The sequence below is a fragment of the Embleya hyalina genome (genome assembly GCF_003967355.1).
Taxonomy (GTDB): Bacteria; Actinomycetota; Actinomycetes; order Streptomycetales; family Streptomycetaceae; genus Embleya; species Embleya hyalina.
In genome coordinates this window covers 297883-310963 of record NZ_BIFH01000013.1, presented here as the reverse complement: position 1 = coordinate 310963, position 13081 = coordinate 297883, and the positions used below count along the sequence as shown (strand labels likewise).

Annotated in this window: 10 protein-coding genes; 6 read left to right on the top strand and 4 right to left on the bottom strand. The window is 71.6% G+C overall.

Features of this window, described 5'->3' with window-relative positions; all coding sequences use genetic code 11:
• Positions 1 to 115: 115 nt before the first annotated feature.
• Both EMA17_RS01405 and EMA17_RS01400 read right to left on the bottom strand, forming a co-directional pair.
• A complete protein-coding gene (locus EMA17_RS01405) occupies positions 116 to 931 on the bottom strand; it encodes a class I SAM-dependent methyltransferase (protein WP_126634990.1) in 816 nt (271 codons plus the stop codon).
• Between the two features lie 183 nt (positions 932 to 1114).
• A complete protein-coding gene (locus tag EMA17_RS01400) occupies positions 1115 to 2332 on the bottom strand; it encodes a carboxylate-amine ligase (RefSeq protein WP_160161266.1) in 1218 nt (405 codons plus the stop codon).
• 524 nt (positions 2333 to 2856) lie between these two features.
• On the opposite strand from EMA17_RS01400, the gene EMA17_RS01395 reads away from it, so the two are divergent.
• From EMA17_RS01395 to EMA17_RS01380, 5 genes are all read left to right on the top strand, one after another.
• Positions 2857 to 4287, top strand: coding sequence for a vWA domain-containing protein (locus EMA17_RS01395; protein WP_126634988.1), 1431 nt, complete (start codon positions 2857 to 2859; stop codon positions 4285 to 4287).
• A complete protein-coding gene (locus EMA17_RS51540) occupies positions 4284 to 5213 on the top strand; it encodes a hypothetical protein (protein WP_160161265.1) in 930 nt (309 codons plus the stop codon). Before EMA17_RS01395 ends, EMA17_RS51540 begins: the two co-directional genes overlap by 4 nt.
• 211 nt (positions 5214 to 5424) lie before the next feature.
• Positions 5425 to 6525 (top strand): carboxylate-amine ligase, encoded by a 1101-nt coding sequence (locus EMA17_RS01390; RefSeq protein WP_160161264.1) that lies wholly within the window; start codon positions 5425 to 5427, stop codon positions 6523 to 6525.
• A 129-nt stretch (positions 6526 to 6654) separates the two neighbouring features.
• A complete protein-coding gene (locus tag EMA17_RS01385; protein WP_126634986.1) occupies positions 6655 to 7386 on the top strand; it encodes a hypothetical protein in 732 nt (243 codons plus the stop codon).
• A 163-nt stretch (positions 7387 to 7549) separates the two neighbouring features.
• On the top strand, positions 7550 to 8467 hold the full coding sequence (locus EMA17_RS01380) for a hypothetical protein (protein ID WP_126634985.1): 918 nt from the start codon (positions 7550 to 7552) through the stop codon (positions 8465 to 8467).
• Positions 8468 to 9285: 818 nt separating this feature from the next.
• Here the strand turns inward: EMA17_RS01380 and EMA17_RS01375 are convergent.
• Both EMA17_RS01375 and EMA17_RS01370 read right to left on the bottom strand, forming a co-directional pair.
• Entirely contained in the window at positions 9286 to 10140 is an 855-nt protein-coding gene (locus EMA17_RS01375) for a hypothetical protein (RefSeq protein WP_126634984.1), read from the bottom strand.
• A 612-nt stretch (positions 10141 to 10752) separates the two neighbouring features.
• Positions 10753 to 11739, bottom strand: coding sequence for a LysR family transcriptional regulator (locus tag EMA17_RS01370; protein WP_126634983.1), 987 nt, complete (start codon positions 11737 to 11739; stop codon positions 10753 to 10755).
• A gap of 164 nt (positions 11740 to 11903) precedes the next feature.
• Between EMA17_RS01370 and EMA17_RS01365 the strand changes: the two genes are divergently transcribed.
• Positions 11904 to 13049 carry a Glu/Leu/Phe/Val family dehydrogenase gene (locus tag EMA17_RS01365; RefSeq protein ID WP_126634982.1) on the top strand — a complete coding sequence of 382 codons (1146 nt, stop codon included), beginning with the start codon at positions 11904 to 11906 and terminating at the stop codon, positions 13047 to 13049.
• The last annotated feature ends 32 nt before the right edge of the window (positions 13050 to 13081 follow it).

The window sequence follows — 13081 nt, the reverse complement described above, 5'->3', positions numbered from 1 at the left end:
AATATTCGTGTCAACGAATACTTCGGGAAGGCTCGATCAGCCTTCAAAGAGCCTGTTATCGATATCGAAGGACACGTCCGGGTCGGCCACCCGTGCGGGCGGTGTCTTGCGGTGGTCAGGCCGGCTTGCGGCAGAGGATTTCTCCGTGTTGCACCGAGAACCAGCCGTCCTCGTGACCGCCCCACCGTCGCCAGGCGTTCGACACCGCGTGCAGTTCCTCGGGGGTCGCGTGGCCGCCGGCGACGGCGCGGTCCGCGTAGGCCGAGGCCAGGGTGCGATCCGCCCACAGGCCGCTCCACCAGGCGCGTTCCGCCGGGTCGGCGAAGCACCACGTGCTCGACGAGGCGGTGATGTCGGGGCAACCGGCCTGCAGTGCCCAGGACTTGAGCCGCCGCCCCGCGTCCGGCGCCCCACCGTTGGCGCGGGCCACCCGCAGGTACAGGTCCAGCCATTCGTCCATGCCGGGCACCGGCGGGAACCAGACCATCGCCGGATAGTCCGCGTCCCGGGCGGCGATGAAGCCGCCCGGCTTGGTCACCCGGTACATCTCCCGCAGGGCCCGCACCGGGTCGCCCACGTGTTGCAGCACCTGGTGCGCGTGCACGACGTGGAACGTGTCGTCCGGGCAGTCCAGGGCGTGCACGTCGGCGACCGCGAACTCCACGTTGTCCAGCCCGCGTTCGGCGGCCGTGGCGCGCGCCCGGTCCAGGATGTCCGGCGCGTGGTCGACACCGGTGACCCCGCCGTCGGGGACCAGTGCCGCCAGATCGGCCGTGATGGTGCCCGGCCCGCACCCGATGTCCAGGATCCTCATGTGCGGCTCGATCCGGTCGAGCAGATAGGCCGCCGAGTTGGCGGCGGTCCGCCAGGTGTGCGAACGCAGCACGGATTCGTGATGTCCGTGCGTGTATACCGCGGATTCCTTCGACATGACGCCCTCGCCTCTCGCGATCCCGATTCGCCGATGCGCCTCACCGTACGCCGTCATGTCGAATGATGAGATTCACGTATCAAGATGTGGACAGACATGCTTCGCGGCAAAGCAGAACGGGTGCACGGAAATCCGTGCACCCGTTCCGACAAGCGCTCAATCACCACCGCGAAACCATCGACATCAGGCAACCAAAGTGGGCGTATCGGTCACCCTCTCCACACTCGGATCCGCACCCTCTCCCTCGCCCACCGCGTCGGAACGCTTCTTGCGCGCAACCCCGTTCGCACCCGCACCCACGCTCGCACCCGGCATCTCACCGAACGCCACCGTCTGCGCCCGCAACAATTGCGCCGCCGCCCGCGGCGACGGATCGTCCACCCGAAGCTGCTGCGCGGCGCTGCTCCCGGCATCCAACATCCGCTTGGTCACCGCGCGTACGAAGGCGAAGTCCCCCGCCGCGACCAGATCCGGCATCAGGTTCTCGATCAGCGTCCAGATCACCGTGCGCGCCGAGTCGCCGGCCATCGTCGTCGGATCGATCAACTGCCCTTCCAGACCCGAGCGCGCGGCCCGCCAGGTCGCGGCGCGCAGCCACGCCGGCGAGTGCTGCGGGGGTCGCTCCCCCGCCTCGACGGCCCGGATCGCGCGGTGCACGAGGGCGCGGAAGAGCACGGCGATGAGCACGGACGTGTCCACGTCCGGGCAGGCGTCGCAGATGCGCATCTCGATCGTCGGCACGTGCGAGGACAGCCGCAGGTCCTGGTAGTGCATGCCGATGTCGAGGATCACCCCCGAGCGCACCAGGCCCTCCAACATGGCGTCGTACTCCCGGGCCGAGGCGAAACCGTCGGCCGGGCCCGCCGACGGCCAGCGTTGCCAGAGCATGTTGCGCCAACTCGCGTATCCGGTGTCGGTACCGAGCCAGTAGGGGGAACTGGCCGACAGCGCGAGGAGGGTGGGCAGATGCGGCGAGATCCAGGCCATCGCCCGAGCGGCCACGTCGCGGTCCTCGATCCCGACGTGGACGTGCATCCCGCAGATCACCTGCTCGTCCGCCACCAGGGCGTAGTCGCGTTTGATCGAGGCGTAGCGGTCGCCCGGGGCCTGGGGCGAGTCCGCCAGGTCCATCAACGGCGCGGTGCCCGAGGCGATCACCGCCACGCCGATCTTCTCGGCCGCACGGGCCAGCAGACTTCGCGAGGCGATCAGGTCGGCGCGCAGGTCGGCCAGTTCGCGGTGTGGTTGGCTGTTGGTCTCGATCGACGCTTCCTTGGCCTCACCGGTGAAGCCGGCCGCCGGGAGCTCGGCGAGCAGTTCCGTACCCGCCGGGCTCAACCTCCCCGTCCGACGGTCGACGATGTGAAACTCTTCTTCGACACCCACAGTCCGAATCGACATGCGTCCCCTTGAGATGTGTCCAGTGTCGGCTGCACGTGTTCCGCCGCCCGCGCGTGTTCCCTCGGCCGGACAGCCATGGCGTCGGTACCGTCCCGTGCCCTCGACGGTCGGGCCGTCCTCGAGGTCGAGCGAAGTCGGCGCGCCCTCGGGCGGGTCGTCGAAACAGCCGAAATCCGTTGGCTTGCAAGGCCGTTGGACAAGACTGCGACTTGGTGACCGTGCTGCCAAGACCCGCTGGGTCCAAGAAGTCTTACGCTGAGCAACGGCGCTTCTGGGCCTGTGCTCGGGAACCGGACGCGGGCACCGGGGCCGACTCGACGCAAAGCCCAACCCAACACCAGGCCCGCCCTCGGCGCCACCCCCGCGCCGCCCGTCGCCGGTCGGGCGGCAGGCCGTCCGGCCGGCTCGCCGCTCGCGCAATCCGGCTATCCGCCTCGTTCTTCGGCGTTCAGGATGAGCCGGACCACGATCGGTGCGGCGAGTCCGACGGGCCTTCCCTCTTGGCATCGGAGGTTCCGGCTCCCATGATCGACTCTGTGATCCGATACCTACGCGCATGCTCGGCCGTGACGCCGGCCGCGCTGTTCCTCGCGCTGTGCGGGCCCGCCTCCGTCGCGGCCGCCGATCCGGCACCGCAGAGCGCGCCGGAGCCGGCCAGGGTGGAGTTGGTGCTCGACCTGTCCGGCTCGATGAAGCAGAACGACGCCGGCGGCGGACAGACGCGCCTGGAAGCCGCCAAGCAGGCGGTGAACCGCATCATCGACGCGGCTCCGGCCACCGCACAGGTCGGCATCCGCGTCTACGGCTCGACCTACCCGGGAACGGACAAGGTCCAGGGTTGCGCCGACACCCGACTCCTGATGCCGGTCGCGACGCCGACGGCGGAGGCCAAGAGCACGGCCCGACAGAAGGTCGCCGGGTTGACCGCGATCGGATTCACCCCGATCGGCAACGCCTTGCGGGCCGCCTCGAACGACCTCGGTACGCAGGGCGAGCGGCACGTGATCCTCGTGTCGGACGGCGAGGACACCTGCGCGCCCCCGCAACCGTGCGAGGTCGCCAAGGAGTTGAACGCGGGCGGCACCAGGTTGACGGTGGACGCGGTCGGCTTCAACGTCTCGGGGGCGGCCCGCGACCAGCTCAAGTGCATCACCACCGCCGGTGGCGGGGCCTACGCCGACGCGAAGGACGCCGACTCCCTGGTGGCCGGCATGACCAGCCTCTTCCGGCGGGCCGCGACCCCGTACACGGCCTCCGGACGCCCCGTCCAGGGGGCCACGACCGGTTGCCCGAACGCGCCGATGGTCGAGGACGGCCAGTATCTCGACGCGTTCACCACCAGCCGCGACCTCTGGTATCGCATCCGCAAGAACCCGGACGAGGACCTGGCCATCGGCGCCACCGCCATCTTCTCGGAGCGCATGCGCCACGAGGACAGTCGGGAGAACTCGGCGTTCCTGACCCACCTGTTCATCCGCTCCGGTCCGCCGGACCTGCCGCAGAGCTGGCTCCTGAGCGAGGGCGTGGCCCTGGAGGCGAACAACATCGTCACCACCGGCGCGACCGGCGGAAAGCACAACACGGCCAAGGCGCCCGACGGCATCGGATGCCTGCGGATCTCGCACAACGCCGAGGTCGACCCCCAGCGTCGGATCCTGCTCGAACTCCTGATCAGCCATCCGAAGCGGGCGGGCGCCACGCAGCCCGACGGCGACCCGGCCCTCGCTCCCACCGCGACCGCCACCGCCGACGCGAACGCCGACGCGAACGCCGAGAAGCCCTCCGGGGGCTCCGCCGACGACTCCCGCGCCTCGGTCTCCGCCCGCGCGGCCGACGACGACAACGGTCCCGGCACCACGACCACCGTCGCCCTCGTCGCCACCGCGATCCTCCTCGGCGGCGCCCTGGGCTCCTTCGTGGCCACCACCTCGCGCCGCCGCCGGAGCCGAACATGAGCCGCATACCGGGCATCCGTCGGGCAGCGGTCGTCCTGACCGCCGTCACCGCGCTGACCGCCCCGATCGCCCTCACCGGCACGGCGGCCGGGGCCGAACCCCCGACCGCGGACGATGCCGCCGGCGGCTATTCGTTCAACGGCGCGGGCACGCTCGTCTCCGGCGTGCATCGGGAGAGCCTGGTCGTGGGCGACTTCCTGTTCTGGCGCGTGAACGTGCAGGCGGGCCAGAAGTTGTCGGTCAAGGGTTCCGTCGACATCCCGACCGACTTCCCGCACAAGCAGGGCCCCCGCTTCGTCGTCAACCTCTACAACCCGCTGCGCGAGGCCATCCCGAACACCGCCGCCCCGCCGAACCAACTCGCGCCCGGCACCCCGCATCTGGAGGTGTCCTCGGGTGCGTGGACCGTGGGCGACGGCAAGAAGTACGAGAACTTCGACGGGACGAAGGGCTCCTTCAAGGAGTTCAAGGACGACCACTACGCACTGCGCGGGCCGTACTACATCCAGGTCTCGATCTCGGGCGCCCAGGGACCGCAACGCGGCGTCGTCGTCCCGATCACGCTGGAGGTATCCGTCGAGGGTGTGCCCGTCCGACACCCGGACGAGCCGATCGACCCCGACGCCGCGACACGGACCCGAACGCCGGCCGGCGCCCAAAGCCGCCCCGTCGCCGACTCGCCCACCCACGGAGCGGCCCGGACCGGCGACGGCGACACGTCGTCCACGGCCTCCGACTGGGGCATCCCGGTCGGCGGAACGCTCGCCGCGTTCCTGGTCGCGACGGCCGCGGGCTACGCACTGCGCCGCAGGTCCGCCGCACCCGCCCCGGTACCCGTCTCGCCGTGGAGCGCGCACACGCGGCCGCCCGCACCTCCGCAACACCCACCGGCGCGGCCGCCCGGCAGCCCACCCCCGGCGGACTGAGCCGCACCGGACACCCGGGCTACCGGGGGATTTACCCATACGTGGTAACCATCCCGTCCTTTTGCCCCGCCCGGCCCGTGGCGACGATGGGCTCCGTTGTTCCGGACGCCGATCGGATGGGTCCGAGGCGGCAGGCGACGAGACGGGGTGCCCACGGACACGGGTGCCCGGACCTCGTCGGCGTCCTGCCGAGGCCGATGAAGGGGTCACTGTGCTCAAGCTGGGTATCGAAGAGGAGTTCCACGTCGTCGACTTGGCCACCAAACGGGTGGTCCCGTCGGCTCGCGGGCTCCTGGACCGACTTCCGATCGGCGCCTTCGTCGGCGGGGGCACCGCTTCGACGATCCGGCTCGTCGGTTCCGCGCACCACGAACTCGGGGACTTGCGGGGGGAGTTGGTAGCGCTGCGCGGAATCCTGGTGCAACGCGCCGCGGGCCTGCACCTGGGTGCGCTGGCAAGCGGAACCGCACCCCTGCCGAACCCGGGCCCGAGCTCGAACCCGGACCGGGAGTTCCCGGAGCACGACCATCCGCACCGCGCCCCGGAGCCCGCCGCCGGCCCGGTCACCTGCGGCATGTTCGTCCGCGTCGAGGCCGAGGACGGCGAGGTGGCGAGCCGGGCGATCGCGTGGATCATGCCGCATGTCCCCACGCTGTTGGCCCTGTCGTCGAGTTCGCCGTACTGGGCCGGCCGCGACACGGGCCACGCCAGCTGGCGCTGGAACCGCCCGGAGGTCTCGGCCCCGACGAAGGCCGTACGCGGTGTCGGCGCCGCGGCTTCGCCCCGCGAAACGCCGCGGCCGCCGCTCCGCCTGTCGGCGCACGCGCCCATGCTCGAACTCCGCGTCTGTGACGCCATCGCCGACGTCGAGGCGACCGTCGCGATCGCGGCCCTGTTCCGCGCGCTCTACCGGTACGCCTCCCGTGCCGTCGTTGCGCACCGTACGCCCCCCGCGGCCTCGCCGACGGTCGCCCACGACGCGATCCGCCACGCGGCGCGCTCCGGGCTCGCGCACGACCTGATCGACCCCGTGGCCGCAGTGACGCGTCCTGCGGCCACGGTGGTCCGTGCCCTGCTGGCCGAAATGGCCCCGTACCTGCGTGAGACCGACGACCTCGACCGGGTCGAGACCGCGATCGAGCGGGTGCTCGCGGAGGGTTCCGGTGCCTCGCGACAGCGGGACGCCGCGCGCCGGGGCGGGCTGACCGCCGTCGTGGACCGGGAGTTGGCCCGTACCATGGCCTGCGTGGTCGTCACCGACACCGCTCCGGCGCTCGACGCCGCCTCGACGCTCGGCACCGCCGTCCGGTGAGCGATCGGCGATCGAGCTCCCGGTGCTCGGTCCGGGTTCGGCGAACTCTCCTTATTACCACGGGGTTTACCTGTCGCTGATGCCCGTCGCGACCTGTTGTCGCCGGTCGCCCCGGCGCAACATTCGACCATGCCTCAGAAAACGCAGGACCCCACCCGAGAACGCGAATCCAAGGTCACCGCGGGTGGGCGCGTCAGACGCCCCGGCCTGCTCGTGGGGGTGGAGGGACTGGAGGCGTACGAGGTGAGCTCGGCGCTGCTGCGGTCGATCATCTCGCCCCCGCGCATCTTCGTCGGATCCACCCGCGAACCGAACGCCCGGCCGGACTTCGCCACCTTGATGGCGCTGGCCGAGGCGGTCGGGGGCGACCCGTACATCAGGGGCGGACGGTCCGCCTCGGAGACGCTGACCCTGATCGCGATGCAGGCCCACCGCTACGAATCCGCCCGGCTGTTCCTGGCCGCCGGGCGCACCGTCGTCGAGCAGCGCGGCATCTACACGGCGGCCGTCGAGGACGCGGTCACCCGCCATCCCGGCGACGTCGACCGGGCACACCGCAGCGCGCGCCGGTTCCTGGCGACCGTCGCCGAATGGCGACCGCTCCCCGGTGTCGTCCTGATCAACGTGGACGAACCGGAAGCCGTCGTCGAGCGGTTGCGCGCGCAGGACCACGAGAAACTGCTGGACCCGGGGCAACTCCACCAGAAGGCGGTCCTGTTCGAGCGGCTCGCGGCCGACGACGCGGCTCGGTTCCGGGTCTTCGACCGACGCGAGTCGACCGACGCCGCGTCCACCGAGGCGGCGGTACGGGATTGGGTGGGTCGGGTGTTGCCGGAAGGCGTCGGCGCCCGGTCGGCCTGACGGCGGACGACGGGGACGGCGGACGACGGCTACCCGCGCGTATACCCGTCCCGGGTGACCGACTCGCCCTTCCTCGGCCACACGTACGGCGCGAATCTGCCCCCGGACTCCCTCCGACCGTGGATCGAGTCGTCACCCCTCACCCAGCCCGGGGAGCAGCACAGTGCAACGAAGTCACACCGACACGACGGCCCGACGAAGCGTGCCCGGCAGGTTCGCCACGGGCCTGGGCGCCGGCGCCGTGGCGCTGGTCGCGTCCGTGGCCGGCGCCGGTCCCGCCCACGCGACCGAAGACGACGCCAAGGCATGCGGGACGGTCGCCGTCGAATGGTCCGTCGACAACGGCAAGACCTGGTCCAAGGCGGGCCTGTTGGGTTCCCTCGCCACCAAGGTGAGCGTGCGGATCGCCGGCAACGTGCCGAAGTCCTGCACGTACAAGGTCACCCTCGCCGCGTACAGCGCGGAGGGCCCCACCTGGAAGACCTCGGGGGTGCAGCGCTATCTCGGCTCCCGCACGGTGTCCCTCACCGGTGCGCACCGCGGCGCCGCCCTGGACATCACCCGCTACGCGCCGCCGTGCTTCGGCCAGATCGACCTGTACGGCAACGACAAGGTCTTCGACGGGAAGGCCAACCCGCTGCCGCGTTATCCCGACGCGAAATTCCCGACCGACCTGATCGCGGGTTGGAACGGCGGCAAGGAATGCGCGCCGTCGTCGCCGAAGCCGTCGACCAAGCCGACCACGGCGCCGCCGACCGGCACGGCCCCGCCGACGACTGCCGTGCCCAGTACCGGCGCGTCCACCTCGAAGCCCAGCCCCTCGGCCTCCGGCACTGCGTCGAAGCCCCCCTCCGCCTCGCCCTCGACGTCGACCTCGGCGTCGACACCTCCCGACGACCAGCGAACCCCACCCGTCTCGGGCGACGCGCCGGGCCAACTGGCCCGCACCGGCGCGAGTGACGGCGTGCTGCGGATCGCCGGCGCGTCCGCGGCCGTACTCGTCTCCGGGATCGGCGCACTCCTGCTGATCGGCCGTCGCCCCCACCGCCGCGACCCCCGCCGGCCGGGCACCGCAGGCTGATCACCCGCCCCCGAACCTCCGGGCCCGACATCCCGAATACGCGGATCGCCCGACACTCCTCCCACCCCGGTCCCGGTGCGCGGCCCGGCCGACGGGTCACGGCGGGGAGTACGACCGGCGGGGCCGGGTCCGAACGGGCCCGGCCCCGCCGCCTGTTCGGGACGTCGTCGAAAACCTCGTACCGTGCGGCCTCAAACCCGGGCCCGGTCCACGACGCACAAACACGACGGCCCGGGTGCGCGATGGGGGTCGCGCACCCGGGCCGTCGCGGACGCGTACGGGATCGGGTGGGGGTGGGACTCCGGATGCCGTACGGGTACGGGCGGTGCGGGCTCGGGCGGCGAGTGCCGGGAGGGTACGTCTCCCCCGCGCCATTGAGGGGGAACGCCCGGCTGTCGCCCGAGCCCGCGCCGCTCAGGTCCCTGAAGCCGCCTCGGCGGACGTCGGGTGGTCGGTCGACCGGTCGCAGAACTCGACCGACCGGTGCACGCTCTGCGGAGGCTTCGTACCGCCGGTGCGAGTACCGCCTCGGGTGCCGCCACCGCGGCCTCCGCGACCTCCACCCATCGACGAAGCAGAGCAAATCATGTCGGATTTCCTTCCGTTCCCGAAGGATGGCGAGGGTTGGTTCGAGAGAACCGTCGGGTTCGCATCGAAGGCGAGCATCCGCTGCAGTCGGGGTCGAGCCCTTCGATGCGACCAGCCTGCGCCATCTCGCGCATCCGGCCAAGTGCCCACAGGCTGAAGGAATATGGCGTGAAGGACAAGCGGCTCTGGCGCTTGCCGACCGGTACCGGCGCGGGTCGGCGCCCGACCCGTCAGTCCAACAGACGCAGCTCTTCCAACCAACGCCGAGCGGCCTCCGTCGCCGGGTCGTCGGCGCCGCGTGCCCGTACCTGGGCCCGGAGCACCGAGGGGCCGACGTCGAGCCTGGCCCGCAGCCGCGCCACGCGCCGCCAACTGGTGTACGCGTTGTCCGCGAGCTGCCGCAGCACCAGGTCCGACTCGGCGTCCGCCTCGGGTTCGAGGACCAGGTCCGCGTAGATCCGCGCGGCCAGTTCCGGTTCCCCGGTCAGGGCGGCGACGTAGGCGCGCACCTCCCGGGCGCCCCGCGGGGGATGGGGATCGTCCGCGGTGAGCTGCACGGCACGGGTGCGCGCCTCGGTCCAGTCCTCGGCCGCCACGGCGGCACGGATCCGCACGAGCAGGGCGTGTCGGCCCTCGGCGGCGGAGGCATCGAGGGCCGGTTCGGGGACGGGTTCGGGGACGGGCGCGTCGACGGGCTCGACCGAGGTCGCACGCGTGGCCTCGACCGTCTCGAACCGCGCCGGCGCGGCGGCGGGTCGCCCGGCGGTCGGCCGAGCGGGCGGTTCTTCGACGAGCACCGGTCGCGGTGGCGGGGGCGGGGGGTCCGGGGCCGGGTGCTCGTCCACGGCCGTCACCTCGCCGTCCACGTCGACGATCAGCGGCCATCGGGTGCCGTCCGCCTCCACGGCCACGGTCCGCACCGCCCGGCCCAGGCCCAGCGCCTTGACCGAGACCCGACGAATCGCCTCCGTGCGGGCGAACTCCGCCGGCGCGGGCACGAGTACACCGTCCACCACCGTCTCGCCCCGCGCGGTCATCTCGATCACGATCACCGGCAGGGCCGGTACCGAAGCCGGGTCGATCATGTGCGCCTCCCCTGGATCCTCGACGCGCGCCGCGCCCGCGTCGTCCGGTCTCGATCGAGACCTCCCCGCGCGTCCGACGGCGCGAGTCGGCGCACGCGCATCGGGGACACCATAGGGCCATCCGCGCCGACGGACGCGTATTTCCGTGCCGAATTCGGAATGCCGCCGGTAGCCGCCGGTCGCGCACAATGGATATTCGCCCGGCGTCCTTGACGTCGGGATCCGCGCTTTGCTTCACTGAGGCGGGCGAATGGATCGGTAATGTGGAACCGCCCCTCTCCCCCGGGCCCGGACACCGGAGGAGCCGGCTCGCGACGGCCCGTGCCCACGGTGGAGCGCCGCCCACGAACGGGCGCGCGGGGTCGCATCGTCGGGTCGATCAGTCCGATTTACTCCCGATTTCTACCCGTTCTCCATCCGTTGTGACGCCGGCACACACCTCCCACGATCCCCGGGGGCCATCCACCGGGGAGCCGCTCCCCGTTTTCCGAAATATTTCGAATCGGCGATCACGGCAGATGCCGGACCGCCGCCTCGAATATCGAAATCCCGACCGTGCAGCGGAAATCGGAAACCCGCTTTCGGTCACCTGTCACACGCCGATCACGCCGATCAGACCGCCTCGTCGAGTTCGGTCGTCGGCGTCTCGTCCTCCTCGGACGTCGACCGGATCGACTCGTCGGCGCGCACGAAACGGCCCTGCAGGCCGCGCCCGGCGAGCACGAACGCGTCCAGGGCGGCCTTCAGGAGCGGGTTGTGGTTGGCGGTGCGATACAGCGCGAACACCCGCCGGTGCGACGGGGTCTGCGCCAGCGGTACGGCGACCATGCCCTCCCGGGGTTGGTAGGCCAGACCGGGCACGATGGCCACCCCCGCGCCGGCCGCGACCAGACCCTGGACCACGTCGTAGTCGTTGCTCCGGAAGGCCACCCTGGGGGCGAACATGTGCACCGCGCAGATCCGGAACAGGCTGGTGGCGCCCGCGGTTCCCGGCCTGCTGGCCACCCACCGCTCGTCGGCCAGGTCGGCGAGGTCGATCCCGTCGGAGCGGCGCAGCGCGTGATGCCCGGCCGGCACCAGCACGACCAGCGTCTCCTCGATCAGCGGGAACACGGTGAGTTCGACGGGCCACACCCGGGGCACCAGGTCGTAGGCGAAGACCAGGGTCAGGTCCAGGTCGCCCTTTTGTACCTGCGGCAGCAGATCGTCGGGCTCGGCCTCGTCGAGCAGGATCTCCGCGCCGGGGTGCGAACGGGTCAACTCCGCCACCGCGGAGGGGACCAGACGTTCCCCGGCGGTCGGGAAGGTGCCCAGGCGCAGGCGCCCGCTGCGGCCCTGGACCACGTCGCGGATGTCGCGCTCCAGGCTGTCCAGTACGGCGATCGACTCGCGGGCCCGCTCGGCGATCGTGAAGGCCATCCCGGTCGGTCGGATCCCGTGTGCCTCGCGCTCGAACAGCGGTGTGCCCACCGCCCGTTCCAGTGCGGCGATCTGTTGGGACACGGCGGAGGCCGTGTATCCGGTGCGGCGTGCGGCGCGGGCGAACGATCCGGTGACCACCACCTCGACGAGCGTGCGCAGATGCAGGGGGTTGAGCATCAGATGTCCTTGGCCTGGCTCGAACGGGGGTTGAGCATCAGAGTTCCTTGCCCTGGCTCGAAAGAGGTCGCGGTCTGGCGGACCTTGGCACCCGTGGTGCCGGCCACGACGCTGTTGGAGCACGTCGACCGAATCGATCGTTGGGTCTCGAGGAGTGCTTCGCCATGTCGGATGTCCTGTCGCTGATGGATCAGTGGGGGCCGGAGAAGGTCGTCTCCGTGTCACACACCCGAACCGGTATGAAGGGCGTGTTGGTCATCGACAACACCGCCCGTGGGATGGGCAAGGGCGGTACCCGGATGTCCCCGACGGTGACCACCGGCGAAGTGGCCCGGTTGGCCCGGGTGATGACGTGGAAGTGGGCCGCGGTCGACCTCTTCTACGGCGGCGCCAAGGCCGGGATCGTCGGCGATCCCACCGGTCGGGACAAGGAGGCCGTACTGCGGGCCTTCGCGCGGGCGTTGTCGAACGAGGTGCCCGCCGAGTACGTGTTCGGCCTGGACATGGGGTTGACCGAGGACGACGCCGCGATCATCCAGGACGAACTGGGCGACCGCGGGGCCGCGGTGGGCACCGACTCCGTGCTGGGCGGGGTGCCCTACGACCGACTCGGGGTGACCGGGTACGGGGTCGCGGAGGTGGCCGACGCGCTGGCCGCGCGCATCGACCTGCCCCTGGTCGGAGCGCGGGTGGCGGTCCAGGGGCTGGGCGCGGTCGGGTCGGCGGCGGTGCGCCGGTTCGCCGAGTTGGGTGCGACGGTGGTCGCGGTCTCCTCCGTGCACGGGGCGTTGTACGACCCGGCCGGTCTGGACGTCGAGCGCCTTACGCGCCTGCACGCGGAGGTCGGCGATCTCGCGGTCAAGGAGTACGCCGGCGGGGTGGTGCAGGCATTGGGTTCCGAACTGGTGGTGCCCGCAGAGGTGTTGGTCCCGGCCGCGCTGCAGGACGTGATCGACGAGGGGGTGGCCGGTCGGATCACCGCCCGGTTGGTGGTGGAGGGTGCCAATCTGCCCACCTCGCCGGCCGCGCAGCGCGTCCTCGCGGAGCGCGGGGTCGTGGTGGTACCCGACTTCATCGCGAACGCGGGTGGCGTGGTGGCCGCCGGGTTCGCGATGGACGCGCGGTATTCCGCGTTCCGGCCCGACGCGGAGGTGATCCGGGCGAGCGTGTCCACGAAGTTGCGGGAGAACGCGGTGCGGGTGCACGAGGAGAGCGCGCGGCGCGGGGTCACGTCGCACGAGGCCGCCCGCGCGTTGGCGCAGGAGCGGGTCCTGGCGGCGATGCGGCTGAAGGGACGGGTGGCCTCCTGACCGTCGCGGCGCGGCGCGAACTCCGGCTCCGG

Bases quoted from the DNA above. Each gene is read 5' to 3' on its own strand.
- EMA17_RS01405 (WP_126634990.1), bottom strand. From the start codon at position 931: ATGTCGAAGGAATCCGCGGTATACACGCACGGACATCACGAATCCGTG.
- EMA17_RS01400 (WP_160161266.1), bottom strand. From the start codon at position 2,332: ATGTCGATTCGGACTGTGGGTGTCGAAGAAGAGTTTCACATCGTCGAC.
- EMA17_RS01395 (WP_126634988.1), top strand. From the start codon at position 2,857: ATGATCGACTCTGTGATCCGATACCTACGCGCATGCTCGGCCGTGACG.
- EMA17_RS51540 (WP_160161265.1), top strand. From the start codon at position 4,284: ATGAGCCGCATACCGGGCATCCGTCGGGCAGCGGTCGTCCTGACCGCC.
- EMA17_RS01385 (WP_126634986.1), top strand. From the start codon at position 6,655: ATGCCTCAGAAAACGCAGGACCCCACCCGAGAACGCGAATCCAAGGTC.
- EMA17_RS01375 (WP_126634984.1), bottom strand. From the start codon at position 10,140: ATGATCGACCCGGCTTCGGTACCGGCCCTGCCGGTGATCGTGATCGAG.
- EMA17_RS01370 (WP_126634983.1), bottom strand. From the start codon at position 11,739: ATGCTCAACCCCCTGCATCTGCGCACGCTCGTCGAGGTGGTGGTCACC.
- EMA17_RS01365 (WP_126634982.1), top strand. From the start codon at position 11,904: ATGTCGGATGTCCTGTCGCTGATGGATCAGTGGGGGCCGGAGAAGGTC.